Source organism: Mycobacterium sp. OAE908 (genome assembly GCF_017872775.1).
In the GTDB taxonomy this organism is placed as follows: domain Bacteria; phylum Actinomycetota; class Actinomycetes; order Mycobacteriales; family Mycobacteriaceae; genus Mycobacterium.
Window position 1 is genome coordinate 342,694 of sequence record NZ_JAGGJL010000001.1, and the last position, 25,166, is coordinate 367,859.

Consider the following 25,166-nt stretch of genomic DNA (forward strand, 5'->3'; position numbering starts at 1 on the left):
TCACTCCCCTAGCCTCGGCGTTGATGTCTGCGATACTGCTCAGCGCCCATGTCATCGTGGCGATCCTCGCGGTTGGCCCAGTCGCGGTCGCTGCCAGCATGTTCCCCCGCTACGCCCGCGAAGATGGTGCAGTCGCGGGCGTGCTCTACCGCGTCTGCCGGACGTACGCCGTGGTGGGCGTTGCCGTTCCACTGCTGGGCATTGCAACGGCCGCTTCGATGGGGGTGCTGACTCAGGCGTGGGTGTTGGTGTCGATCGCGCTGACAGCGGTCGCCGCCATCCTGCTCATCGTGAGCATCCTGCCGGATCAGCGCGCGGCCTTGGCAGGTAAGACGGCCGCTCGGCTGGCGATGACGACGGGCATCTTCAACCTGCTCTGGGTTGTCGTCACCGTCCTGATGATCGTGCGGCCGGGGTCGACGACCGGTGTCTGAGGTATGGATATCCGAAGTGCCCAGCTCTGGGCGACAAAGTCGCTCGCACCGACTTTGTCGCCTAGAGCCGGGCAATTGAACATATGCGCCCTGTGAGGGACAGCGGGGTTGATTTACGTCGCGCCGCTGGGTTCTATCGACGCATGACACTCTCCCCCGCCGACGTGGTCACCGAATTCGCCGAGAAGTGGGCCTCGCCCGATCCGGACGAGCTCGCCGAGTATTTCACCGAAGACGCCGTCTACCACAACATCCCGATGGACCCGGTGCAGGGACGCGAGGCCATCAAGCAGTTCATCGCAGGCTTCACCGCCGCATTCGACGGGATCGACTTCCAGATTCACCGGCAGATCACTGACGGCGACGTGGTGATGAACGAGCGAACCGACACGATGCGCCGTAAGGACGGCGGTGCGATACCGCTGCCGGTGGTGGGAGTCTTCGAGATCGTCGACGGCAAGATCGCCAAGTGGCGGGACTACTTCGACATGGCGACGGTCACCAACGCATTCACCTAAGCCAAGAGCGGCACCTCGGCGTGGCGCTCGTCGGTGAGGATCTCGAACATCGCCCGCCGGGGGGCCAACAGCTCCCGACGTTCAAAAGCCTTGCCCGCGACCTGAACTCGGCAGTTTGCAACTGCCGAGTTGTAGCAGAACTTCGCACCGCCGTCGGTGTCGGTGTAGGTCAGGCCGATGACGTCGGCTGGCTCGGTGATGATCTCGCCCTCGATCATCTGATCGCCGACTCGCCCGCCGAACGCCCACGAGAACGGCCGATATCGGCCGTGGGTCTGCAGGCTGCCCAGGATCGTGCGCACCGCGAACTCCTGGCCCGCGTGCCGGAACACGAACAGCGTTGCCGCGGGCGTCAATAGCGGTCCGATCGCGGCGCGCGCCGTCACGATCTCCAGGCTCGAGTCGGGCGCGTCGTCGAAGCCGCACACCTGACCGAACGCGTAGGCCGGCGTATGTCGGGTGCCCCAATTGTGGTTGACGCTGCCGGTCCAGCCGTCGAGGACCAGCGTGACATCGTCGAGTTCCACGACCCCGTCGAACTGCGCGAGGGGATGGCGCACTGTCGTCTTCGCCGTCGGAACGCGCGCCTTATAGGCCCGCTCGGTAAGGAGCTTGACCGCGTCTTCGGAGCCAGGGTCGATCCGCAGATCCCATCGCGCCGAACGGTTTCCGCCCGTCACCGTTCCCTCCGCGGAGCGGTCGTCGATGGATGTCGCGCCGATGCGGGCGGTCCAGTTGTCGTACTCGTAGTCGGCAGCGTCAATTGGGTACGACTGCTTGAGCGCCCGATTGCCGTGCCCCTCGGGGTCGAAGATCATCACCCACACATCGGCCACCGCGTCACCTGCCGTTGGCAGCAGCAGGGTCTCGCGGAGCCACAGCGCGAGCGGCCGCTCGGGGTGGTTGGCACGGATGTAGCGGCTCTCGTAGTAGGGCGCCTCACGCATCACGGGATCAGCATCCAATACTTGACGGGTGATCGGAGCGCAGATTGCGGCTTATGTGCTTGCAGGACTCGCCGCGGTGGAGGCGGTGGCGCTGGTCGTGCTCGGCCTGCGCTACCGGCACCAGCAGCACGAACTCGAGCAGCTGCGCCACCGCCTCGACGCCAGGAACACCCTGCTGTCGGGCGGTCGGGAAGCCGTCAAACAGGTCTGGCAGACCGCCAACATCCTGCGCAAGGACGGGTTTGGCGCGGCCGTCAGGTCCTCGATCGAAGACCTCGCGGACTGGGCCGAGGTGGAGCGACCGGATCTGGCGCGGCTGGCGCCCAACGGCAAGGTGGCGATCGTGTTCTCCGACATCGAGGAGTCGACGGCGCTCAACGAGCGCATCGGCGACCGCGCGTGGGTGCGGCTGATCGGCAGCCACGACAAGCTGGTTCGCAAACACGTCAAAAAACACTCCGGCCACGTCGTGAAGAGTCAAGGCGACGGCTTCATGATCGCGTTCGCACAACCCGAGCAGGCGGTACAGTGCAGCATCGATCTGCAGCGCTCACTTCGCCTGCGACCCAATGGTATTCGCGTTCGAATGGGTATTCACATGGGCAAGTCGGTGCGCCGCGGGGACGATCTGTTCGGTCGCAACGTCGCGATGGCGGCCCGGGTGGCCGCGCAGGCCGACGGTGGCGAGATCCTCGTCAGCGAGGTGGTACGCGACGCCCTCAGCGACGAGGACATCGACTTCGACGACGGTCGCGAGGTCGCGCTGAAGGGGTTCTCCGGCTCGCACCGGCTCTACGCCGTCGCCAACTAGTCGGTGGTCTCGCCGGCCTCGGCCAACCGTTGATGCAGCCGCGCGCGGATGTCCTCGGGCGTGTAGGAGTTGCGCTTGCGTTGGTCCCGCGCAACCAGCACTCCGCCGGCCACCACGCCGGCGACACCGGCCAGTCCAACCCACTTCCATATACCGCGCATAGTGCAACAGTCTGCCTAAGCTGCCCGGGTGAGTGAAAGCACGGTGTCGTTGCAGCGGGCACTCGAGGAGACCCGAACCGGGGACATCTGGCTGTTCCGGGGCAGCTCTGGACCCGACCGGGCGATCCGGACCTTGAGCAACGCCCCGGTCAACCACGTGGGAATGACGGTCGCCATCGACGACTTGCCGCCGCTGATGTGGAGTGCGGAACTCGGCAACAAGCTGATCGACGTGTGGACCGGTGGCCACCATCGTGGCGTTCAGCTCAACGACGCTCGTGAATCCGTCGAGCAGTGGTGGAACGTCTACGGGCAGCGCTGCTGGCTGCGTCAGCTGACGCCGTACGCGACCCGCGAGCAGGAGGACCGGCTGCTTCGGGTCATCGCCCGGATGGACGGCACCCCGTTTCCCAGTACCGCGCGCGTGACAGGCCGATGGTTTCGTGGCCGGGTGCCGACCGCAGGCGACTGGACCAGGGGGATACCGTTCCTCGACAAGAGGGTCCAGGAGTCGACGAAGCGACGGAAGGCCGCCAAGCGCAAGATGGGTTTGGAAACCGCGTACTGTGCCGAGACCGTCGCCATCACGTACGAGGAGATGGGCTTGATCGTCACCGACAAGGATTCGAATTGGTTTGATCCCGGCCGCTTCTGGAGCGGCGACGCGCTGCCCCTGGCGCCCGGGTATCAACTCAGCGACGAAATCGCTGTCACCGTCGACTAATTGGTGCTCAGAGTCGGGCGAAGCATGGATTCGCGTCTTCTTTGGGGATCGACGCGTTCTGGCTCGAGAAGGTACCAACGACTCCGGTATCGGTCACCTTGACGCTGTCGGCGTGGATGCCGAGCGGATAGTTGTCGTTCAACTTCTTCGTAAGACCATTCAGCGCCGTCTGAACCACGTCTTTCGGCAGCAGGCCGCTGACGTCGACGACATCCAGGTTCAGGTCACCGTCGGTGACGACGGGCTTGGCGCTGATGCTGCTGCCGCTGGCCTCCATGATGACTGTGCCCGCTGCAGGGTCGGTGCTCACGCCGGTAACCAGGTTGCCTACGGCCGGAAGGTTGGCGGCCACGGTGTCCTTGATGCCTGCCGACGTCCACGACAGGGTCGCCGTGAGCGATCCGATGGTGCCCTTGGAGTTGGCCGAGTCCTGCAGCCGGACGTCTTTGAGCGTCACGTCGGCGGTCATCCCGTCCGCGCTCTGCACCCGCTTGCCGGCGGTGGTGACCGAGATGTTGGTGTAGTGACCGGTGATGTGCTGCCACAGGAACGGCGGATTCACCCCGAACGAGATGGATACGCCGTCCTGCACGACGCACTCGGCGACCTCCGTCAAGACCTGGTCGGCGCGGTACCGGGCGTAGAGTTCGCCGCCCGCCAGTCCGCCGACGAGCAGTGCAACCACGATGACGACGATCAGGATCATCGACGTCCGGGAGAAACCGCGCGAGCGGCGCTTTTTCTCGGGCTGCGGCGGTACCGCCGGCGGCGGCGGCGCAGCGGGCGGCGGCGGGGGTGTGCGCCGAATCTGTTGTGTGGGAGCAACATCCGCGGGTGACTGAGGCCGAGGGATTCGCTGTGTGGGCCCGACATCGGGTCGCTGCGGCTGGCGCAGCTGCTCGGTCGGCGGCTCGGGCTGACGGGGAGGCTGTGGACGGCGTCCAGGCGGCCCCGGCGGCGGTGGCGTACCCCTGCCGCGCCAGTCAGGTTGCCCGGGGCGTTGAGGCGGAGTCACGTGCGCGATTCTGCCTCATATCGGAGTCAGACCACGCTGATCTCGGTGTGTCATCGCGGCTTGGACTGAATGGTGGTAGCCGTGCGCTGTCAACATTTGATGGCAAGTCCGGTTGGGCATCACTTCAATCCTCTTCGCCGCAGTCCGCCGACCTGCGCATTACCGGCTGGCTGCCGCGCCGACTTCCTGCTAGCAGCAGGCCGGGAACGGGCGGTAACACTGACGACATTGGCTTGCTGAGGCGGGATTCTTTACACAGCCCAACAGGGCCACCCCACAAGCCAGGAGGACATCATGAAGGCAATCAAGTACGTTGCGCCGTGGTTGGCGGCAGCTGCAATCGGTGCAGCCGTGGCCCTCGCCCCGACCGCCAGCGCTGCAACCCCTCCCGCTCCCGCGCCCGCAGTCACCACCGGCACTGCAGGCACCGATCCGCTGGTGCCTTTCGGCACGGACCCCCACAGCCCCTACGTGTTCGGCTACCACACCTCAGACCACGACGAGTCCGACACCACCAACGGCCAAGTCGACGTGCCGTTCTGATTCACCGGCCCTCACATAGGAGATCGAAATGAAGATCCTCACGCTCGCCGCACCGTGGTTGGCCGCAGCCGCGATGGGAACCGCGATCACGCTCGCGCCGATCGCCAGTGCTGCCACCCAGCCGACGCCTGTCCCGACCGCCACGACGCACACAACGCCGGCCGCGGTCACCGATACCGATCCGGCCACGCCGTACGGCACGGATCCTGAGAGCCCGGCCATCTTCGGATACCACACCTGGCTCGGCGACGACGTCGACGTGCCCTTCTGACTCGGCGCCCTCACCGCCGGAGCGGCCCGCCACCCGTGAATTCTATTGGGTGGCGGGCTGTTTCGCGTGTGCTGCGGCTACGGGCACAGGAACGCGAACGGCGGGCATGGACCATAGAACCGCGGCGGAGGCGGGTCGGGAAAGCCCTCGATGATTGTCGAATCAGTCACCGGACTGTTGGGATCGAAATACCAGGGATGGCACGTATTCATGTCCCAGTCGGGCATGTGCTTCATCACCGGGGACCCCGGACACCACTGATAGGTGCAGAAGTTGTCCGGGGCCGGCGGCGAGTTGGGGTCCTGGCAGACCATCGGCGCAGGTTGGGCTTCGGCAACGCCTGCGGCCAATCCCATACCGAGCCCAACCGATGCCACAGCCGTGGCCAGCCCGGCGACGACCGCTTTGAGTTGATTCATGGTGGTTCCCTTCCTGATCGGCGCCTCCCCGCTGGCTATCAGCAAACCGATCACAGGATCCTTGGAGGATTCTTGGCAGCCAGAACTCACCGTGTGGTCGTCGGTGTCGGCGAAGAGGCCAGCGACAGGCCCGCGTAGATCTCGTCGAGCAGGACCGGCAACAAGGCCTGCGCGGTCGTCTTGCCGTCTGGCGAAAGCGTCAGGTTCGTCCAAATGACCAGCGCCACATCGTTATCGGGGTCATAGCCCATGAATGAATTGAAGCCGGGAAGTTCACCGCCGTGATAGAACATCGCCGCCGCCGGACCGAAGCGCTGATATGAGATTCCGTACCCGTACTTCTGGCCGTCAGGGGCGTTCGGGTCCTCGGCCTGCAGGCTCGCCATCCACTGCTGCTGGTAGTCGGCGTCGAAAACCGCGCCCGTGACGAGGGCTTTCAGCCACTTCGCCAGGTCGTCGGCTGTGGATATCGCTCCACCGGCCGCGGTGGCGTAGAAGGCGTTCTGGTTCGTGTAGTCGTTCGGCCGCAACGTCCCGGCCTGCGCGCCTGCCTGAATCTCGGCGGGATACGGCTCGTCGGCCAGTGCGTAGACGCTGCCGCCGTACATGTAGCCATTCGAGAACGGCGCAGGCATGGACGTGTCGTTGGCAGCGGGAAGGGACGTCTGTTTGAGACCGAACGGGCCGAACAGTCGCTCCTGCAACTGCTGGCCCAACGGGCGACCGCCGACCTTCTCGGCAATGAGGCCGAGAAGCGCGTAGTTGGTGTTGCTGTAGTCGTAGGAGGCGTCAGGCGCGAACAGCGGCGGATGCCGGAATGCGATGTCAAGTACTTCCTGCGGCGTCCACGCCTTCGCGGGGTCAGCATCCATGACGGCCGCAAGCCCGGGATCGGCCGAGTAGCCGTACAGCCCGCTGCGCATCTTCAAAAGCTCTGCGACGGTGATGTTCTCACCGTTCGGCACGTTCGCCACGTAGTCGGAGACCCGGTCACTGAATTTCAGCTTGCCGTCCTGAGCAAGAAGCACGATCAGCGCCGCGATCATCGTCTTGGTATTCGAGGCGATCCGGAAGTGGGTGTTCGGCGCCGGTGGTGTGTGCGCGCCGAGTTCAGTGGTGCCGTAGGCCACTCTGAAGCTGCCACGCGGCGTGTGCAGCAGCACCATCGCTCCGGGGACCATCAGCTTCTTCGCCGCGGCGTCGACAACCGCTTGAAATGCCTTCGGATCGATGGGTTTAAGTGCTGACGACACTGGGGCGCTCGTCGACGAACAGGCAGCGACCAACATTGCCACGCACGCCGCAGCCAAGACTCTGCCCATAGGCGACAGTAGCCCCGGCCGAGCAGCCCAAATCGGCATTTGGGCGGAGCGGGCCGACTACAGTTCGGTCACACTGTGCCGCGCGCGGCCCATGCGGTTGCGGTAACGGTGAACGGGCCGTTGCCCAGACGTTCGCGGGCCACCGAAGCCAAACGCGCGCGACCCTCGTCATCGAGTCGCTGGACATAATCCCCCGCGGGGCCGACACCGAATGTGTAGGGCTCCCACCATTCCTCAAAGGTCGGATGAACAACGTCGACCGCGATCGAGTCTTCCTTCACATCGCGCAGTCCCGCAGCGTCGAACAACTCAGTCAGGTGTCCCCTGTGTGCGCCGGAAAGAAGCGCCTCATCCTCGGCATCCGGGTCGATCACGTGAACGGCATCCCAGAATGGCGCCAGCGCACCGGTCGGCCCGTCCCACACGCACGCCGCAACGACGCCGCCGGGCCGGGTCACGCGCGCCATCTGCCCGATGGCCAGCACCGGATCCGTCATGAAGTGCACCACCAGCTGCGCAAGGGCAGCGTCGAAAGCTGCAGTGTCGTAAGGTAATTCCTCGGCCGTGCCTTGCCGCACGTCGATTTCTGGAAAGCGGTCCCGGATCGCGTCGACGAACGGCGGCGAAGGATCGATTGCCGAGACCTCGGCGCCACCCGAGAGCAACTCCGCCGTCAACGCGCCAGGCCCGCAGCCCACGTCGAGCACCCTTCCCCCAGCGCCGATCCCGGCGAATGTCACGAAGACCTTGGCAAGAGGTTCGGCGTAGCGGCCCATATATCGCGTGTATTTGTCCGGCGAAACAGCGAAACTCATCGAGAAAGCGTACGTCGGTTGGCCGGTGGTCCCAGCCAATATGCTCTGTCGGCAGATATTCGCAGGTCATAGGCCAAAAACTGTGTTAGGTTGAACACCTACAGAAGTAGGAAAAATGAATAGTCGTCTGAACAATTTCTGGTATGCGATCGAACATCCGCTGGGACCGTCGCGGGAACTGGGCTCGTACGCAAACCACCAGGAAAGCGTGGAGCAACTGATTCGGGAGATGAACGAAAGAGTCCTTCCGGCCAATCGGGTGCCAGAACACTCGCCTGACGAATAACGAATCCGCCCTCAGACGATTTGTCTCATGCCGGCTTGTGCGCCTCGAAGCAGCATTGGACACATGCGAAGTAGAACCTGCCGGCGGCGTCGAGTTCCTTTTGTTCGCTGCGCCATTCGGCGGCATGGGCTCGGTCCACTCCGCCTTGCTTCACCGCATAATCGAAGATGATGTCAACCAGCGCACCGCCATAGGCCTCCGGAGTCAGTTCAAGGGTGACGAAGGCATGGCCGGCGACAGTGACGTCGACAAAACCGGTGTCCCGCAGATGATCTGCAAGGACTTGGGGCAGCGCTGGGTGAGTCAGGTGCTTGTCCCACGTTGCGAGCATTCGTTGCATTCGATCAGCGTCGTCCGACCGCCATGACACAGTCGTCCAGTCCACATCCCAGATCACCACACGACCGCCCGGCCGCAGGGCCCGGTACATTTCGGCGAGTGCAGCGGCCACGTGGGGCACGTACTCGAGCACTTGAACCGACAGAACCGCATCGAAATCACCGTCGTTGACTGGTAACTCGGTAGCACCGGCCTGACAAAGAGTTGTATTCGCGTGACCCTCGCTGCGCTTGGTTGCCACCGCAAGCATTGCCGGTGCGGCGTCAACCCCCGTCACCCATCCCTGCGGGCCGACACGATCAAGCAACTCGGTTACGTAGAATCCCGGGCCACATCCGACATCGAGCACCCGTTCACCGGGTTGGGCGTCCAGGGCTTCATGAACCAGATGCCGCCGGCGCAGTATGTCGCGTCGGTTATAGAGAATCTCCATCGATTTGACGAGACTTCCATCGAAGTCGAGTTGCGCCATTGCCGAAGGTTACCGACTGATCCTTGCTGACGGAGGCGGTCGAGCAAAGGCTCCGATCGGCCCCTAGACGTTGAACCCGAACTCGACGAAGTTGCGGTTCATTGTTCATCGCTATACGGGGGACAATCGCCGATTTGTTCGACGGACCTTTCAATCCCCATTGTGTGGGCAAGGTCGAGCAATTCAGCACGTTCGGAGGTGCGCAACGGCACTGCCTCGTACTCCGTCAACGCATACGTGAGTTGCTCGAGAGCGACGCCATACTCGCCAACGTCAAGGAACTCACGGGCAATGGCGATGTCACGCTCGGGTACTCGACCCTCGAACAAGCGGAGCATCTCGGCGAGGCGTTCAAGAAGAGACATGCCGGACTCCTTGATGCAGGCACTGTAGATCGGCCCCTAGACGTTGAACCTGAACTCGACCACGTCGCCGTCGGCCATCACGTAGTCCTTGCCCTCCATCCGCACCTTGCCTGCGGCTTTGGCCGCAGCCATCGACCCGGCCTCGACAAGGTCGTCGAACGACACGATCTCGGCTTTGATGAAGCCCTTCTCGAAATCGGTGTGGATGACGCCGGCAGCCTTAGGCGCGGTGTCGCCCTGGTGAATTGTCCACGCGCGGGCCTCTTTTGGACCAGCCGTCAGATAGGTCTGCAACTTCAACGTGTGAAAACCCGCCCGCGCCAACGCATCCAGCCCTCGCTCGGTCTGACCGATCGACTCCAGCAACTCCGCGGCCGATTCGTCGTCGAGCTCTTGCAGTTCGGCCTCGATCTTCGCGTCGAGGAACACCGCATCCGCCGGCGCCACCATCTCCCGCAACGCCGCCACTTTCGCCTCGTCGGTCAGCACCGCTTCGTCGGCGTTGAAGACATAGAGGAACGGCTTGGTCGTGAGCAGGTTCAGCTCGCGCAGCAGTGACGTGTCGACCGCCGTGCCCGCCGCGAACAGCGTCGTGCCGCCGTTGAGAATCTCCTGCGCGGCCACCGCGGCTTCGTGCGCCGAGCGCTTGTCCTTGTGCGTTCGGGCCTCCTTCTCCAGCCGGGGCACCGCGCGCTCGAGGGTCTGCAGATCGGCGAGGATCAGCTCGGTCTCGATCACCTCGATATCGGACTTCGGATCGATGCGGCCATCGACATGGGCGACGTCGTCGTCGGTGAAGACCCGCACCACCTGACAGATCGCGTCGGCCTCGCGGATGTTGGCCAAGAACTTGTTGCCAAGACCAGCGCCTTCCGACGCGCCTTTGACGATTCCGGCAATATCGACGAACGTCACCGGCGCCGGCACGATCTTTTCGGAATCAAACATCTCGGCGAGTTTCGACAGCCGCGGGTCCGGCAGCGGCACCACGCCCTCGTTCGGTTCGATCGTCGCGAACGGGTAGTTGGCTGCCAGCACGTTGTTGCGCGTCAGCGCATTGAACAAGGTCGACTTGCCGACATTCGGTAATCCGACGATTCCCAGATTCAGGCCCACAGGCACCAGAGTCTAGGAGAATCTGACAGGCACGCCAGAACCGCGCTGACAGCTACTTTTACGTAGAGCCGGTACGGTCTACCTGTGTCAGCTCAGCGCGCGCGGTCGGCGGTCACGCCCGACCATCGCTCTGCGCACCCCAACATCCCGGGTGTTCCGTGGTGGGGTGCCGTGCTGGTCGCCGTCACCCTGACCGCTGTCGGCTTCGCCTATGACGCAGGGTCCGGTGCCAAAGAGCTGGGCATGTTCTTCGCAGCGACATACGTGCTGGGCTGCATCTTCGCTGTGCTGGCCGTTCGTCAGTCCGGCCTCTTCACCGCTGTCATCCAGCCGCCGCTGATTCTGTTCGGCGCCGTCCCCACCGCTTACTTCCTGTTCCACGGCGGCCAGCTCGGTGGCATCAAAGATCTGGCCATCAACTGCGGCTACCCGTTGATCGAGCGGTTCCCGCTGATGTTCTTCACATCGGCCGCCGTCCTGCTCATCGGCATGGGCCGGTGGTATTACGGCATGTCGTCGCGCCGCGGGACCACCCGATCCACGGCCAAGGACGGCGCAGAGAAGGCAAGCAGCCGTGTGTCTTCGGTCACATCGAAGATGTCCTCGTTGCTGACGGGTGAGACGGACGAGGCCGACGACGACGCCGCAGACACCGCAGCGTCGTCGCGCCGCAGGCACACCATCGACCGCCCAACCCGCGCGACCAAGGCCGCGAAGCCGGGCGCAGGGACCACGCGCACGCCCAGAACGAGCAAGCGCACGGCCCCGTCGCGGTCCCGGCACGCCCGCCCGCCTGAGACCGAACTCATCGAACCGGTCACCGAGCGGCCCCGCCGGCCGCGCCCATCGCGGCAGACCGACCAGCCGCCGGTGCCTCCGGCCGAGCCTCGCCGCCGCCAGCGCTCGTCATCGACCCGCGAGCCCCGCAAGGCGGTGCCGACCGAAAGACGCTCCTCCTACGAGCGAACCGAGCGGCCGGAGCGGTCCGAGCGCCCCGAACGGCGCCGTCGCTACGACGACTACCCGCCCCGGGAACCTCGCTCCAGCAACGGGAACGGGACGCATCACCCGGTCTCGCGCGTGCGTTACCGCGGCTCCGACGAGGGCGACGACCGCGCAGAGCATCGGTCGCGGCCGCGCGCATCGCGCAGCAGCTGGGAAGCCGACAGCTGGGAGTACGACATCTAGCCCTGCACGACCGTGATCGTGGTCCAGGCACCGACGTGGATGCGGTCGCCGTCTGCAAGCGGGGTCTCTTCACCTTCGGTCAAGCGGTCATTGCTGCCGTTGAGGCTGGTGCCGTTGGTGGAGCCCAGATCGGTGACGGTCAGGCCGGAGTCGCGCAGCCGCAGCACGGCATGTTGCGTCGAGACGCCGCGGTCGGCCGGATGGATGCCCAGATCGATCTCGGGCTCCACGCCCTGCTTTGCGTTTCCCCTTCCGATCAGTGTGGTGTCGCTCTGCAGCGCGATTCGGCGTGCGGGGAAGAACTGTGGGAACTCGACGGTGTCGGGGCCGCCCTGGGCCAGCACCCGTTCATAGAACTCCCTGTCGGCGTTAACGACGGCGGTCCACCCGACCGGCTTGGCAACGGCGGCAGGCGCGACGGTCGCCGACGGTTCGGGCAGCGCAGAGTCGTGCCCGCACGACTCACAGAATCGGCCGCTCACCGGCATCCCGCATGCCGGGCAGGCCTTGGCCTCCCCCGATGCCGGCGAATCCGGTTGTGCCGCAGCGCTTCCGATCGGCGCACCGCATACGTCGCAATAGTCGGCGGCCTTCGACGAGTGTCCCTCGACGCAGGTCGGCATCAGGTCTCCTTCCGCACTCGAGCAGTTCTGGTGGACCGGGCGTCGAGTGCCATCTCGTCCGCCGCCGCGACCTCCCGCCGCAGTTGCACCGTGCCGGTCCGCTCGTCGACCTCGACGACCCGTCCGAGCAGCTTGGCCGTGCCGTCGTTGCCCGATTCGACCGCCAACTCCATCGCGCGTTGCAGTTTGGCGGTCGCGGTCCTGACGTCACCCACTTTGCGCGCGCTCAAGCCCTCCTGAACCGCCTGCGCCAGCTCTGCCTGGCCGGTGTAGTGCGCAACCCGGCGGCTGATCTGGGCCGACAATCCCGTGTCGGCGGTCCATATCGCCTTGACCAGCCCCTCGCCCACCACCTCGTCGCCGGCAACGACGCTCACCCTGGCGGCCAATTTCTCCCGCCCAATCGCCGCCGGCTCCACCTCGACCTGAATGTGGTAGTCGCGGTCCTCCGAGCCCCACGAGCCCAACGGGTATTCGCCGCACTGATTTCCGGCCTCGACGCGGCGGTGTGTCAGGTCTTCCACAGTCGGCGCGACCTGTTTGACGAATTCGACCCTCGCCCCGGCCGGCGTCCACAGTCGCAGCGTCAGATCGGGGATCGCCTTGCTCATCGACGTTTTCATCATCGACGCGAAGTCGTCTGCGAGATCTTCCGGGTCGGCCACGATGTCGACCGTGCCCAGCAGCGCGGTCGAGATCGCACGCAGCTCGTCGACCTCCCAGGCGGTGCCGACACCCCGGCAGTCACACGTGAATTCGCCTTCGCTGAGCCCGATTTCCTGCCCCAACTCCTCCGGCGTCTCGTGCTCGTCCTTGCCGTCGGTGAGCAGGATCGCGTGCACGATCGCGCCCTTGCGCTGCCCGACGATGCCCCGGACGTGTGCGAGCCAGGTGCCCATCGCGGTGCCGCCGTGGGGCCGAAGGCCGTCGACGGCACGCATGGCCGCGGCCTTGGTCTCCGTGCTCGCCCGCGCCAGCCCTTCGTTCGGGTAGACACTCGCGGCCTTCTCGGTGCCGTCGACGATCGTGAAATACGTGCCGTCAACGAGTTCCATGATGGCCGCGGCGGTGGCCCGCTTGGCCGCCTCGAACTTCTCGATCGGTGCCTGCATGGACGTCGAGCAGTCGATGATGATGGCCTCGACCCGCTCGGGTGCCGAGGCCGTCGCGTCGACATCGGCGGTGATGCTGACAATGGCGTCGACGGTGCCGCTGCCCTCTGCGAGGTAGGGATTGTGATCGACGTCTACGGAAATGCCTTGGTGTTCAGCCGAACTCATGACGTCCCTCCGATCGGGATTATCGCGACGGTGATGTTGTCCTGGCCACCGGCGTTCAGTGCGTATTCGGTCAGCGCCCGCGCCGCGGCGCTCGGCTCGACGCCGATGCAGAACCGGGCGATGTCGGCGGCCTCAGGCAGGTAGTTCCACAGTCCGTCGCTGCACAGCAACAGCGTGCCCGGGCCCTCGGCGGTGATGGTCTGCACGCTCGACTCCGACCACGGCTCGGCATCGCTGTCAGCGCCGAGCCAGCGCGTCAGCGTGTGTGCGCCACGGCGGACGGCTTCCGATTCCGGCGAGGCGCCTGCGGTGATCAGCTCTTGTGACAGCGAGTCGTCGACCGTCAGCTGCTGCGGGGCTGCGGGTGGCTCAGGCAGCCAGTACGCCCTGCTGTCACCGACGTTGCCGACGGTGACCTGCGCGGAACCCTCGCCGGGGAGAACGATCGCCGCCGTGTAGGTGCACGACGGCGCGGAGGCGGAACCGCTACCCGCCGCAACCGCAGCCTTGGCCGCCGCATCCAATCCCGCCAGCACAGCCGCACGCGACTTCTTGGCCGCCGCGATCGCTGCGAGCATCGCGTCGACGCCCGCGGCCGAAGCGGCGACCGCCGCCTTGTGCGCCTCATCGGAACTGGACACCCCGTCACACACCACGACGGCGATCGCATCGGGTCGCGTTGCGTCGTTGCCCACCAACATCCCTGCGGAGGCGGCGTCCTCATTGCCTGCGTGTTCGATGCCACGGTCGGTGATCAGCACCACCTCGCCAAGGCACGCCTCGTCTCGGTCGGGCTGCTCGCGGCGGTGCCCGCAGACGGTGCAGTACTCGTCGAACTGACCCTCGTTGCCGCAGTCCGTGCACGGTCCATCCGTCGAAGGGGGACGCGGGATGGCCACCTTTTGAAGCTCGGACAACGAGCCACCGCAGTCCTCGCAGAACCGGTCGGTGGGCGCAACTGCAGTAGCGCAATGCGGACACCTGCTGTTTGAACTTGTCATACGCGTGACCTCGGCCGAATCTTGTTCGCCTTCTCCACCAAGGCAATTCTGTCCCACATGTCGGGTGTCTCGTGCGCCAACTCGCGGTAGCTGCGTTCCATCCCGGTCCGGATTCTCGGCTCGTCGAACGCCGCACCGAGCAGCCACCCCGCGCTGCTCTTGTGCCCGGCGCCCACCCAGTCCAGCGCCGCGCCGAGCACCCGCAAGCGGATCATTGCGCGCTTGGTGGCCGACTCGATGTTCAGCGCGTCGGCGCGCTTGCCCGCGTCGAGCAGGATCTGCTCGTCGAGCTTGTCGGCGGTTCTGCCCTCGAGCAGGATCTCGATCGCGGTCGCGCCGGCGGGCGTGAAATGCGCTGAGTCGTTGGGCACTTGGTCGAGTGCGGCGACCGCGCCCGCGGTGTCGCCGGCGTGCACCCGCTGCCGTGCCAGCCCGAATGCGGCGCTGACGTAGCTGCGGTCGGTGCGCCACACCGTCTCGTAGTAGCGGGCGGCCACCTCGCGGTCGCCGCGTAATTCGGCGGTGGCGGCGATCGCAATCTTCGGGGCGAGTTCGCCGGGCAGCGCGGCCAACACCGCCTCGAAATCGGCTGCGGCCTTGTCGAATGCGTGCTCCAGCAAGGCGCACTGGGCGCCGTACCAACTCAGCCGCCAGTCTCCGGGGATGACCGTCTCCAACTCGGTGAGACGTTTTCTGGCGTTGTCGGGCGCGCCGATCTCGAGTGATGCGCGCACCAGACGCAACGGCACCTCGACCGAGGACCGGTTGGCCTGCTGCGCACCCGTTCTGGCCAGATCGAGCGCATGCTCGAGTTGAGCCGCAGGTGTGCCGCTGGTGGTGGCGAGCACTGCGGCGCCGGGGTCGGTGGGGTCGACGACGGGGACAGGCAGCGCGGCGATCACGTCTTCGGGGTTCACGGCCACCTCGATACCCGCGCCGTAGATGCCGCGTTGCGGACTGAAGTATCTCGACATTCGCGGTTGTGGCGTGTCGCGCTCGACGGCCACGATCTCGTGCAGCACACCGGTCAGTTGGTCGGCCAGCTCTTCCATGGACGCGAACCGGTATCCCGAATCATGGTCGGTGGCACGAAGAATCGCGCGATAGAGCGATTCGTGCTTGGCAAGCATCGGTACCGTCTCCGGGCCGGGCAACTGCTCGACGAAGCGGCCTCGCTCCTGAGGCACGTCCATCACGAGCACGGCGAGCGTTCGGCCGACGGTGTAGACGTCACTGGCGACTGTCGGGCCGGTCTCGGCGATCTCCGGCGCCTGGTAGCCCATGGTGCCGTAGATCGCGCTCTCTTCGTCGTCCATGCGGATGACGGCGCCGAGGTCGATCAGCTTGACCTGGTCTTCGGTCTGCATCACGTTGTCCGGCTTGAAGTCGCAGTAGGCGAGACCTTGTGAATGCAGGTAGCCGAGCGCCGGAATGATCTCAACCATGTAGGCGACCGCCTGATCCGGCGGCAGCGGAGCGTTGAGCTCCTTGCGCATCTGCTTCAGCGACTTGCCGCCGATGAACTCCATCACGATGTAGCCAACCGGGACCCCCGTCGCATCCGGATGCTGGACGAAGTTGTAGATCTGGACGATGTTCGGATGCTGGACCCCCGCGAGCGCGAGAACCTCCGCCTTGGCCACGGCCATCGCCTCGGCATCGCCGGAGTTGAGCAAGCCCTTGAGCACCACCCAGCGGTTTTCGACGTTGCGGTCGGTCGCCAGGTAGATCCAGCCGAGGCCGCCGTGCGCTATCGCGCCCTGAACTTCGTACTGGCCGCCGACGACTTCACCGCGAGAAAGCTTGGGAACAAACGAGTATCGCGTGCCACACTCGGGGCAGAAGCCCTCGGTGCGGCCGGGTTGCCCGTCACGCTGGCGACCCACCGGCTTGTTGCAGTCGTGGTTGCCGCAGTAGCGGCTGCTCTCGGGTACCTGCGGATCGGAGAGTATCGCCGCCGCCGGGTCGCCCTTCGGTATGCGCGGCATCTCCACAATTCCTGCGCCGAGGCGGCCGCGGGAACTGCCTCGAGTCGACGAACCGGTACGAGACGTGCGCACCGAGGCGGTGCGAGCCGACGGGACGGAATGCCGTGGCGCGGTTGCGACGGAAACCGCTTGCGGTGCTTCGGGTCCCGGGGCGGTGCCGCAGACATCGCAGTAGCCGTCGACGACGGTCCCATCGCATCCCGCTTCAGCGCATTTCATTCCGTCTTCTCCTGCTTGTCCGCAATCAACTGCTGGTAGTCCGAGATGGCACGGGTGACGGCGCGCAGATCGCATGGCTGCCGCGACAGCAGCCCCTTCGCGATTCGGATGCACGCCAGCAGGTCTCGGTCCTCTCCGAAGCCGAGCCTGGCGGCTTTCGCCTGGTATGCCGTCAGCCGCCCCTTGAGCTCATCGCGACGGTCGAGCAGTCCCTGTGCGAGCTGCTCCTCCTCACGCGCGGCGTGCAGCGCGGCATCGATGCGGCGCCGAAGCGATCGAAGCGCCTTCGGGTCCGGGGAGGCGAGCGCAGCGAGCTCGGCGCGCAGGGCCGGCTCGGCGTCGCTGCGCGCCGGGAACGCGCCCGCCAATACCTTCTGCACCGCATGTCTGCGAATTTCCGTAGCACGCATGCCCGCCTCGCGCAGCGCGTCGAGGCTCTCCGCGGCGGCGGCCAGACTGGCTGGCCAATTCGACTGTATTGCAGCGAGTTCGGCGAGCTCGGCCGATTGCCGCTCGACGGTTTCGGCTATCGAGTTGATGCGCGCTTCGATGTCCCGGGTGGTCAAGGACAGCGGATCCGTCGCGGTGACCTCCAACAGGTCGGCAAGTTCGGCGGGCCCGGATACGCCGGCTGCGTCGAGTCGTTTCCGTGTCGGTGCGAGCTTTTCGGCCACAAGCGAGTTGACGCGATCGACGGCGTCGAGGAATTCGACGACGGCGGGATAGGCGGCGTGCATCCGCTCTGCCGTATCTGCGAGCCCGACGTATTCGACCGACTCGCTGACTCCGCTGATCTTGCGCTTCGCCAACGGGATCGGCTGCCGGGACACCTCGAGCGTCGGCTCACGGAGCAACTTCGTCAACTCCCGGCAGTCATCGTCATCGGGCCTCGACCGGCGCGACCGGACCAACCGGGCCGATTCCAGAATCGACGTCATGCGGCGCAGATCCTCCCACAGCTGGCTCAGCGACTTCTCGATCACCGTCCACCGCTGCGCTGTCAGGCCGATCGGCGCATACACCCGTACGTGTTCCAGCCCCGGGTGGTTCTCCAGTTCGACCAGCGTCGACGACATCGCCGCGACTTCCGTTGTGCGCGACTGGAGTTCGCGATCGATCTCGTCGGGGGTCAGCACGCGCATGATCAGCCCTCGTAGCGCGGTTCCGGAGGACCTGCCGACGGCCCGAGTTCCTGCAGCCTGGCGTCGTAGAGCCGTTGCCAGGTGCCGTCATCGCGGATCTTCTCGAGCACACCGTTGACGAATCGGACCAGATCGATGTTCTCCTTCTTGATCCCGATGCCGTAGGGCTCGACGGCCACACTCTGGCCGATGACCTCGACCGTCGGGTCCTGATGTGCCAGTCCCCGCAGCACCACGTCGTCGGTACTGATCGCGTCGACCTGCCCTTGCTGCAACATCAACAGGCAGTCCGTCCACGTCGCGACCCCGAACACCTGTGGTCGCGGGTTCAGCTCGAACAACTTCGACAGCGACGTCGTGCCCGACACCGCGCACACCCGCTTGCCCGAAAGTGCCTGAAATGATTCGATTCCGGAGCCCTTGACCGCGAGAACCTTCTGATTGGCGTTGAAGTAGACGGTCGAGAATGCGACCTTCTGCTTGCGGGCACAGGTGATCGAGTACGTCCGGACGACAAGGTCCACCTCGTCGTTGGCCAACACCGACTCGCGTTGGCTGGCATCGACCACGCGCAGTTGGATCCGGTCCGGATCACCGAAGATGGCCCGCGCGATCTCGCGGGCGATGTCGATGTCGAACCCCTCCAGTTGCCCCGTGGCCGGATTCCTGAACCCGAACAGATAGGTGTTCTGGTCGACGCCGACGATAAGCCGGCCGCGGTCGAAGATCTTTGCCATCGTCGAACCGGCAGGCATCGCACCCGGCGACGGCAGCGGCCGCTCGGGACGGGGGCTTGCTTCTCTGTCGCAGTCCGCATTCACGGCGGCCGGCGGTGCAGTGACCTCCGTCGCGCCCGCCGGCCGCGGCTCGACAGGGGCGACCGAAACCGATGCCGGCGCCGCGGACGACCCACACGCGGCGACGGTGAGCGCAATGGCGCTCAGTGCCAATATAATTCGTGTTCTCACAGGAACTCCTTGAGCCGCGGCCACAAGCCGACCACGGCTGTTGTGGCAGCAACGACCATCAACACAAGGGTTCCTGTTGGGCTCCATGCCATCCATCGCCCCGCGGCGGACACCCGGTCGCGCAACGTATTCCGCGTTCCCTCGGTGCCGTCGCGCAGGCTGGCTTCGACGGCGAAGAACTGCGTCGCGGAGGGGCCGAGCGCCTGGGCGACGGCGGCGTCGTAGTCACCTCTGCCATACGCCTCGGCTTGCTTGGCGTGGCTGGTGGTCCACTTTTCGACCGCGTCCTTCGTGGCTGCCGGCGCAGCTTCGATCAGCTTGCCCATCTCGTCGATGTGGTCGTTGAACGATTTTTCTCTTGCGGTGATGTCACCCCGCGCGATCAGCTCAAGAGTTTCGTCGGTCCGTGCCTGCTGCGCGAGAATGCGCGCCTTCGCGAGCTGTTCGAACCGTTCGCTGCCTTCGGTTCGGCTGTGCTCGATTTCGCCTGCCGCGAGCTGAGTGGCCAGCACAACCCAGCCGATCACCACCACCACCGTTGTCGCCGCGACGACGAGCCCGATGTTGAACTGCCGGTTCGTTCGGCGATACATCATCACCGAACCAACCCCGATGGCCACCAGGGCGAGCAGCAGCAGCGCCAGGCTGATGACCGGTAGGGAACCGACGGCGCGCTGATCGTCTGCGACCGTGGCGAGATTTCGGGTGTAGATCTTTTCGGCGCTGGGCAGCAGCGACGTCTGCATCAACGACGATGCTTCGCGCAGATATGCCGACCCGATCACAAAGCCCTGCCGGTTGTTCGCCCTTGCCGACTCGACAAGCGCCGTGTACGCGGAAAGCTGCGCCGATATCTCCGCAATCGAGGTGCGGGTTTCCCTGTCCGTAGCGCCTGCGGTCGCGTCGGCGAGCGCCGAGGAAGCGCGCGCAAGGGCTTCCTGGTACCGCGCACGCATCTGGCCGGTTTCGATCCCGCCCGACAGGAACGCCGATGCTGCCGCGGCATCGGCGGCCGACAAGGCGGCGTACAGATTTTGCGCTGCATAGGCGAACGGTTCAGAGCGAGCCAGGATGGCATCGCGTTGGTCGATCCGCCCGTTGAGTTGGCCGCCGCACACCACCCCGGCGACGACGCAGATGGCCCCGACCGCGAGCGCGATGATGGCGATGACACCGGGCGTCGTTCGGGCAAACCGTCGCAGCCAAGCCGTGGAGAACCGCGTGTCCTCTATGCCCGGAGAACCCAATTTTTCGGCCTACCTCCCCATCACCGCAGATCGTAACTGCAAACACCGGGCCGATAGCGGAGATTGCGATTGAAACGAGATTCAGGGGTGCAGCGTGCGCAGGAATCGGCCTGCCGCGTCCACAGCGGGGCCGGAACTGCCCGCGTCACTGATGAATACCGCCAGCGCGAGGTCGCCGTCGATACCCACGAACCAGCCGTGGGCGTGGGTGTTGTCGATGTATTCGGCTGTTCCGGTCTTGCCGAGCATGTCGGGGATGTCCTGCAGTTGCGTGGCGGTGCCGCTCGTAATCGTTTCGCGCATCATCGTTTTCACTTGATCGTCGATGCTTGCCGGTAGCGGGTCAGGAGCGTGATCGGGCTTCCCGGGCTGGCCTGCCACGATCGTCGGCGCGGGTACCGAACCGTGCGCCAGTGCGGCCGCAACGAGGGCCATGCCGAACGGCGACGCGGTGACCTGGCCTTGCCCGATACCCTCCTCGACGCGCAGCGCCGACGTGTCGGCGACGGGCACCTTGCCGGTCACCGTCGTCATGCCCGGGGCGGTGTAGTCGATGCCGAGGCCCAGCTGCGCGGCGGCCTTCGTCAGGCCATCAGGCGGCAAGTTGACCGCCAGCCGCCCCATCGTGGTGTTGCACGACCGCGCGAACGCGGTGTGCAACGGCACCTGACCGAGGTCGAAGTTGTCGTCGTTGGGGATCTGGCGGCCCTCGATGTTCTCGGTCCCCGGACAGCCGACGATGCTGTCAGGCGTCACCTGGCCGGCCTGCAGCGCCGCCGAGACCGTCACGGTCTTGAACGTCGAGCCAGGCGGATAAAGCCCCGTCAGCGCGATCGGCCCCTGCGCGTCGGCGGCGGGGTTCTGCTCGATGGCCAGCACGTCGCCGGTCGAGGGCTGGATCACCACCATCGCGGCGGGCGTGGGAATCGGGGCCAGTGCGTCCTTGGCGGCGCGTGACATTCCGATGTCGAGCGTGCTGTGGACGTCGGCGACGGGCTTGGGGTCCTGTCCGCCGACATGCTGACTGCCGGTGGCGGTCTTGGTGCTCACCGACCACCCGGTGGCGTCGTCGGTAGCCGCTTGCCACAGGTCGGACAGCCCCGACAGCGTCGGCGACGTCAACGCCTTGTCGGTGGTGAGCAACCGTGTCTGCGCGGCCAGCGTCACGTTCGGCAGGGCCGACAACGCATCCTGGATCGGCGCGAGGTCCTCCGCGCGCAGCGTGATCGCGGTGACGGGCTGGCCGTTGGCCGCGGCCAGCTGCGACTGCAGCGACTCTGCCGTGATGCCGCCGTCGATCGGATTCAGCAGCGCTGCAACGGCATTCGCGTCGACGCCGGGCGACACATTGACCAGCGTGACGACCTGCTGGGTGAACAACTCTGCTCCTGTCCGGTCCAGCACCCTGGCCGCCGGATCGGGCGTCAGGGTGCTGTACGACAGCGGCCCGGCGTCAAGACCGGGCGCGACGGTCGCCGGATTCCACTGGAGCTTCCACTGGCCGCCGTTCTGGCTGGCGCTGCCAGTGGTGCTGTAGGTCCACTGGTTGCGGTCGTCCTTGCCGAATTTCCATGTGGCGGCAAGGGTGAACGTTCCGTTGTCGTCCTTGTGATCGACGGCCGACACGTCGAAGTGGGCGTTGTGGCCGAGGCTGTCGAACAGCTTGCCAAGGGTGTCGGAGGCCTGCGCCGGATCGGTCGTGACTGCCGCGGCCGCCTGCGTGTCGCCCTTGCTGAGCGCATCGGCGAACGCGTGCACGGTGCTGTTCAACCGGTTCGCTGCGTCGTCACCGCAGCCGGCAAGGAGGAAGACGAGCGTCGCGAGGAGACCAAACAGCTTGTGGCGCAAGCGCATTATGCGCGCGCCGGGCGGATCTCCCGCGGCAGCGCGAACACCAGCGTCTCGTTCGCGGTCGTGACGGGCTGCACGGTGCCGTAGCCGTATTCGGCCAGCCGCTCGAGCACCCCACGCACCAGCACCTCGGGTACCGACGCACCGGAGGTGACGCCGACGGTCGTCACGCCCTCGAGCCAGGCCGGGTCGATGTCGTCGGCGTAGTCGACCAGATGGGCCGCATCAGAGCCCGCGCCCAGCGCCACCTCGACCAGCCGCACCGAGTTCGACGAGTTGCGCGAGCCGACCACGATCACCAGCTGGCACTCCGGCGCCATCGCCTTGACCGCGACCTGACGGTTCTGTGTGGCGTAGCAGATGTCGTCGCTCGGCGGGTCCTGCAGCGTCGGGAACTTCTCGCGCAGCCGCCGGACGGTCTCCATCGTCTCGTCCACGGACAGCGTGGTCTGCGACAGCCAGATCACCTTGTTCTCGTCGCGCACGGTCACGTTGTCGACCGCGTCGGGTCCGTCGACGAGTTGTACGTGGTCGGGCGCCTCCCCTGCGGTGCCGACGACCTCCTCGTGGCCCTCATGGCCGATCAGCAGGATGTCGTAGTCGTCCCGGGCGAACCGCTTGGCTTCGTTGTGCACCTTGGTGACCAGCGGGCAGGTGGCGTCGATGACCTTCAGGTCGCGCGCGGCGGCGGTCTCGTGCACTGTCGGCGCGACGCCGTGGGCGGAGAACACCACGATCGCGCCCTCGGGCACCTCGTCGGTTTCGTCGACGAACACCGCGCCCGCCTTGGCCAGCGTGTCGACCACGTGGCGGTTGTGCACGATCTCGTGGCGCACGTAGACCGGGGCGCCGTGCTTTTCCAGCGCGCGCTCCACGGTTTCCACGGCCCGATCGACGCCCGCGCAGTACCCGCGCGGCTCGGCCAGCAGCACCCGCTTACCGGTAACACCGCCGGTCGCCGAGCTGGAGGCACCCGGAATCCCCATGTTTATCGTCGGCGGCATGGTTCCAAGGGTACTGACCCGCGCCCGCGGGAGGCCAGCCGTACGCTGGGGGCCATGGCAACTGCACCGTATGGGGTCCGCCTGCTGGTAGGTGCGGCGGTGACCGCCCTCGAGGAAACCCGCAAGCTTCCGCAGACCATCCTGATGTACCCGATGACCGTCGCCAGTCAGGTTGCCCACCTCGTGATGAAGATGCAGCAGGACGTCGCTGATCTGGTCATCAAGGGCGACGAGACGCTCGAGCAGCTGTTTCCGCCCAAGGATGAGCAGCCGGAGTGGGCGACGTTCGACGAGGATCTCGAACAGGGCGAGCAAGCGCCGAGCGGTGACGGCGAACGGCTGACCGAGGGCCGCTTCGCGCTGTTCACCGGCGGCGAGCCGGAGACCGCCGACACACGGGCCAAGGCCGACAGCGGGACGAACTCAGCGCAGGCCGATACGCCCGAAATCGTCACCGAGCTCGATTACGAGTCGCTCACGCTGGCCCAGCTGCGGGCCCGCCTGAGCTCGCTGCGGGTTGCCGATCTCGAGGCGCTGCTCGCCTACGAGGACGCCACCAAGTCGCGCGCACCGTTTCAGACCCTGCTGTCCAACAGGATCACCCGCGCGACCGCCAAGTGACAGCGCAGGAGCAACCCAACTCCGCGGACAATCCGTATCCGGTCCGCACCGTCGCGATGATGGTCAAGGGGTGGATCGACCGGCTGGGCACCGTCTGGGTCGAGGGTCAGATCGCGCAGATGAACGTGCGCCCGAACTCCAGCACCGCCTACATCACGCTGCGCGACCCCGCCGCGGACATGTCCCTGCAGATCACCTGTCCGCGGGAGCTGGTTCACAACGCACCGGTGAAGCTCGCCGAGGGCACCCAGGTGATCATGCTCGGCAGACCGAATTTCTTCGTCGGCCGCGGCACATTCTCGTTGCGGGTCAACCAGATTCGCGCGGTCGGCGTCGGCGAGCTGCTCGCCCGAATCGACCGGCTACGTCAACTGCTGCATGCCGAGGGGCTGTTCGATCCGCGGCTGAAGCGACCGCTACCGTTCCTGCCTTCGACCATCGGGCTGATCACCGGTCGCGCATCGGCCGCCGAGCGTGACGTGATGACCGTAGCGACGGGCCGCTGGCCCGCCGTGCGATTCGAGGTGCGCAACACCGTGGTGCAGGGCCCCAACGCCGTCCCGCAGATCGTCGAGGCGCTTGGCGACCTGGACCGCGACGAAGCCGTCGACGTGATCGTCCTCGCCCGCGGCGGCGGCAGCGTCGAGGACCTGCTGCCGTTCTCCGACGAGACGCTGTGCCGCGCGATAGCGGCGTGCACCACGCCCGTCGTCAGCGCGGTCGGCCACGAACCCGACAACCCGCTGTGCGACCTGGTCGCCGATGTCCGCGCGGCCACGCCGACCGATGCGGCGAAGCGGATCGTCCCGGACGCCGCCGCCGAGCAGGCGTTGATCACCGACCTACGCCGGCGCTGCGGCCGCGCGCTGCGCAACTGGGTGCACCGCGAAGAGCATGTGGTTTCCCAATTGCGCAGCAGGCCGGTGCTGGCCCAGCCGCTGGCCGCGCTCACCGCGCGCGGCGACGAGATCCAGCGAGCCACGAGCTGCATCCGACGCGATATCAACCGGCTGGTGGCCGCCGAATCCGACCGGATCGGCCATCTGTCGGCGCGGCTCGCCACACTGGGGCCGGCGGCCACACTGGACCGCGGGTACGCCGTCGTGCAGACGGCGGCGGGCACGATCCTGCGCACGACAGCAGATGCGCCCGCGGGGACGCGGCTGCGGGTGCGGGTCGCCGACGGGGCGGTCATCGCAACGAGCGAGGGCAGCGAGGGGCATTGAATGAAGCCTATTAGTCAGCTGGGGTACGAAGATGCGCGCGACGAACTGATCGCCGTGGTGCAGCAACTGGAACAGGGCGGCTTGGATCTAGAGGCATCGCTGAAACTCTGGGAAAGAGGCGAAGAGCTGGCTAAACGCTGTGAAGAGCACTTAGCTGGCGCGCGCAAGCGGGTGGCGGATGCACTGGCCTCGAAGGACGCCGACGACGCTTGAGTTCGAAACAATTTTTCGCGCGAGGACTCGAAACTGT

At 66.0% G+C, this 25,166-nt stretch carries 28 protein-coding genes; 10 read left to right on the forward strand and 18 right to left on the reverse strand.

Annotated features, from left to right (window positions below; translation table 11 throughout):
- The first annotated feature begins 23 nt into the window (after window positions 1–23).
- Together J3E61_RS01635 and J3E61_RS01640 are read left to right on the forward strand one after the other, a co-directional pair.
- Window positions 24–434, forward strand: coding sequence for a hypothetical protein (locus J3E61_RS01635; RefSeq protein WP_210082367.1), 411 nt, complete (start codon window positions 24–26; stop codon window positions 432–434).
- A gap of 143 nt (window positions 435–577) precedes the next feature.
- Window positions 578–952, forward strand: coding sequence for a nuclear transport factor 2 family protein (locus J3E61_RS01640; protein WP_210082368.1), 375 nt, complete (start codon window positions 578–580; stop codon window positions 950–952).
- Here the strand turns inward: J3E61_RS01640 and J3E61_RS01645 are convergent.
- Window positions 949–1,899, reverse strand: coding sequence for a hypothetical protein (locus J3E61_RS01645; RefSeq protein ID WP_210085385.1), 951 nt, complete (start codon window positions 1,897–1,899; stop codon window positions 949–951). The two genes, J3E61_RS01640 and J3E61_RS01645, sit on opposite strands and share 4 nt — an antisense overlap.
- 28 nt (window positions 1,900–1,927) lie before the next feature.
- On the opposite strand from J3E61_RS01645, the gene J3E61_RS01650 reads away from it, so the two are divergent.
- The gene (locus J3E61_RS01650) at window positions 1,928–2,710 is read left to right on the forward strand and encodes an adenylate/guanylate cyclase domain-containing protein (RefSeq protein ID WP_210082369.1); all 783 of its coding nucleotides are present in this window, start codon (window positions 1,928–1,930) and stop codon (window positions 2,708–2,710) included.
- Here J3E61_RS01650 and J3E61_RS01655 read toward each other — a convergent pair.
- Window positions 2,707–2,871: a hypothetical protein gene (locus J3E61_RS01655; protein ID WP_192726810.1), complete on the reverse strand. Its 165-nt coding sequence runs from the start codon at window positions 2,869–2,871 to the stop codon at window positions 2,707–2,709. The two genes, J3E61_RS01650 and J3E61_RS01655, sit on opposite strands and share 4 nt — an antisense overlap.
- 43 nt (window positions 2,872–2,914) lie before the next feature.
- Here J3E61_RS01655 and J3E61_RS01660 point away from each other — a divergent pair, with 43 nt between their 5' ends.
- Window positions 2,915–3,595, forward strand: coding sequence for a guanylate cyclase (locus J3E61_RS01660; protein ID WP_192727009.1), 681 nt, complete (start codon window positions 2,915–2,917; stop codon window positions 3,593–3,595).
- A gap of 7 nt (window positions 3,596–3,602) precedes the next feature.
- Here J3E61_RS01660 and J3E61_RS01665 read toward each other — a convergent pair whose 3' ends face one another.
- A complete protein-coding gene (locus tag J3E61_RS01665) occupies window positions 3,603–4,490 on the reverse strand; it encodes a DUF2993 domain-containing protein (RefSeq protein WP_210085386.1) in 888 nt (295 codons plus the stop codon).
- Window positions 4,491–4,904: 414 nt separating this feature from the next.
- Between J3E61_RS01665 and J3E61_RS01670 the strand changes: the two genes are divergently transcribed.
- Both J3E61_RS01670 and J3E61_RS01675 read left to right on the forward strand, forming a co-directional pair.
- Complete coding sequence (locus tag J3E61_RS01670) at window positions 4,905–5,153, forward strand: hypothetical protein (RefSeq protein ID WP_192726811.1); 249 nt, start codon at window positions 4,905–4,907, stop codon at window positions 5,151–5,153.
- 28 nt (window positions 5,154–5,181) lie between these two features.
- Entirely contained in the window at window positions 5,182–5,424 is a 243-nt protein-coding gene (locus tag J3E61_RS01675) for a hypothetical protein (RefSeq protein ID WP_210082370.1), read from the forward strand.
- Between the two features lie 77 nt (window positions 5,425–5,501).
- On the opposite strand, the gene J3E61_RS01680 is transcribed toward J3E61_RS01675, so the two are convergent.
- The 6 genes from J3E61_RS01680 to ychF form a co-directional block, all read right to left on the reverse strand.
- Entirely contained in the window at window positions 5,502–5,843 is a 342-nt protein-coding gene (locus tag J3E61_RS01680; RefSeq protein WP_210082371.1) for a hypothetical protein, read from the reverse strand.
- Between the two features lie 86 nt (window positions 5,844–5,929).
- A complete protein-coding gene (locus J3E61_RS01685; protein ID WP_210085387.1) occupies window positions 5,930–7,132 on the reverse strand; it encodes a beta-lactamase family protein in 1,203 nt (400 codons plus the stop codon).
- A gap of 101 nt (window positions 7,133–7,233) precedes the next feature.
- The gene (locus J3E61_RS01690) at window positions 7,234–7,980 is read right to left on the reverse strand and encodes a methyltransferase domain-containing protein (protein WP_210082372.1); all 747 of its coding nucleotides are present in this window, start codon (window positions 7,978–7,980) and stop codon (window positions 7,234–7,236) included.
- Between the two features lie 311 nt (window positions 7,981–8,291).
- Entirely contained in the window at window positions 8,292–9,077 is a 786-nt protein-coding gene (locus tag J3E61_RS01695) for a methyltransferase domain-containing protein (protein ID WP_210082373.1), read from the reverse strand.
- A 98-nt stretch (window positions 9,078–9,175) separates the two neighbouring features.
- Window positions 9,176–9,442 carry a MafI family immunity protein gene (locus J3E61_RS01700; RefSeq protein WP_210082374.1) on the reverse strand — a complete coding sequence of 89 codons (267 nt, stop codon included), beginning with the start codon at window positions 9,440–9,442 and terminating at the stop codon, window positions 9,176–9,178.
- Window positions 9,443–9,478: 36 nt separating this feature from the next.
- Window positions 9,479–10,558, reverse strand: coding sequence for a redox-regulated ATPase YchF (gene ychF / locus J3E61_RS01705; protein WP_192726816.1), 1,080 nt, complete (start codon window positions 10,556–10,558; stop codon window positions 9,479–9,481).
- A gap of 84 nt (window positions 10,559–10,642) precedes the next feature.
- On the opposite strand from ychF, the gene J3E61_RS01710 reads away from it, so the two are divergent.
- Window positions 10,643–11,746, forward strand: a complete 1,104-nt coding sequence (locus J3E61_RS01710; RefSeq protein ID WP_210082375.1) for a hypothetical protein — start codon at window positions 10,643–10,645, stop codon at window positions 11,744–11,746.
- Here the strand turns inward: J3E61_RS01710 and J3E61_RS01715 are convergent.
- The 9 genes from J3E61_RS01715 to J3E61_RS01755 all read right to left on the reverse strand — a co-directional run bounded on the left by J3E61_RS01715 (window position 11,743) and on the right by J3E61_RS01755 (window position 23,069).
- Entirely contained in the window at window positions 11,743–12,369 is a 627-nt protein-coding gene (locus tag J3E61_RS01715) for an FHA domain-containing protein (protein WP_210082376.1), read from the reverse strand. The genes J3E61_RS01710 and J3E61_RS01715 overlap by 4 nt on opposite strands.
- A complete protein-coding gene (locus tag J3E61_RS01720) occupies window positions 12,369–13,649 on the reverse strand; it encodes a VWA domain-containing protein (protein ID WP_210082377.1) in 1,281 nt (426 codons plus the stop codon). The genes J3E61_RS01715 and J3E61_RS01720 overlap by 1 nt, the downstream gene beginning before the upstream one ends.
- Window positions 13,646–14,650 (reverse strand): protein phosphatase 2C domain-containing protein, encoded by a 1,005-nt coding sequence (locus J3E61_RS01725; RefSeq protein ID WP_210082378.1) that lies wholly within the window; start codon window positions 14,648–14,650, stop codon window positions 13,646–13,648. The genes J3E61_RS01720 and J3E61_RS01725 overlap by 4 nt, the downstream gene beginning before the upstream one ends.
- Window positions 14,647–16,857 carry a protein kinase gene (locus tag J3E61_RS01730; protein ID WP_210082379.1) on the reverse strand — a complete coding sequence of 737 codons (2,211 nt, stop codon included), beginning with the start codon at window positions 16,855–16,857 and terminating at the stop codon, window positions 14,647–14,649. The genes J3E61_RS01725 and J3E61_RS01730 overlap by 4 nt, the downstream gene beginning before the upstream one ends.
- On the reverse strand, window positions 16,854–17,999 hold the full coding sequence (locus tag J3E61_RS01735) for a hypothetical protein (protein ID WP_210082380.1): 1,146 nt from the start codon (window positions 17,997–17,999) through the stop codon (window positions 16,854–16,856). Before J3E61_RS01735 ends, J3E61_RS01730 begins: the two co-directional genes overlap by 4 nt.
- Before the next feature lie 2 nt (window positions 18,000–18,001).
- Window positions 18,002–18,967, reverse strand: a complete 966-nt coding sequence (locus J3E61_RS01740) for a transporter substrate-binding domain-containing protein (protein ID WP_210082381.1) — start codon at window positions 18,965–18,967, stop codon at window positions 18,002–18,004.
- Window positions 18,964–20,130: a hypothetical protein gene (locus tag J3E61_RS01745; RefSeq protein ID WP_210085388.1), complete on the reverse strand. Its 1,167-nt coding sequence runs from the start codon at window positions 20,128–20,130 to the stop codon at window positions 18,964–18,966. Before J3E61_RS01745 ends, J3E61_RS01740 begins: the two co-directional genes overlap by 4 nt.
- Before the next feature lie 165 nt (window positions 20,131–20,295).
- Window positions 20,296–22,068, reverse strand: a complete 1,773-nt coding sequence (locus tag J3E61_RS01750; RefSeq protein ID WP_210082382.1) for a penicillin-binding protein — start codon at window positions 22,066–22,068, stop codon at window positions 20,296–20,298.
- Window positions 22,068–23,069 carry a 4-hydroxy-3-methylbut-2-enyl diphosphate reductase gene (locus tag J3E61_RS01755; RefSeq protein WP_210082383.1) on the reverse strand — a complete coding sequence of 334 codons (1,002 nt, stop codon included), beginning with the start codon at window positions 23,067–23,069 and terminating at the stop codon, window positions 22,068–22,070. Before J3E61_RS01755 ends, J3E61_RS01750 begins: the two co-directional genes overlap by 1 nt.
- Window positions 23,070–23,123: 54 nt before the next feature.
- Here J3E61_RS01755 and J3E61_RS01760 point away from each other — a divergent pair, with 54 nt between their 5' ends.
- The 3 genes from J3E61_RS01760 to J3E61_RS01770 are packed head-to-tail and all read left to right on the forward strand — an operon-like array spanning window position 23,124 to window position 25,129.
- Window positions 23,124–23,690 (forward strand): lipid droplet-associated protein, encoded by a 567-nt coding sequence (locus J3E61_RS01760; RefSeq protein WP_192726826.1) that lies wholly within the window; start codon window positions 23,124–23,126, stop codon window positions 23,688–23,690.
- Window positions 23,687–24,916, forward strand: coding sequence for an exodeoxyribonuclease VII large subunit (locus J3E61_RS01765; protein WP_210082384.1), 1,230 nt, complete (start codon window positions 23,687–23,689; stop codon window positions 24,914–24,916). The genes J3E61_RS01760 and J3E61_RS01765 overlap by 4 nt, the downstream gene beginning before the upstream one ends.
- Window positions 24,917–25,129, forward strand: coding sequence for an exodeoxyribonuclease VII small subunit (locus J3E61_RS01770; RefSeq protein ID WP_192726828.1), 213 nt, complete (start codon window positions 24,917–24,919; stop codon window positions 25,127–25,129). It abuts the gene before it with no gap.
- Window positions 25,130–25,166: the final 37 nt, after the last annotated feature.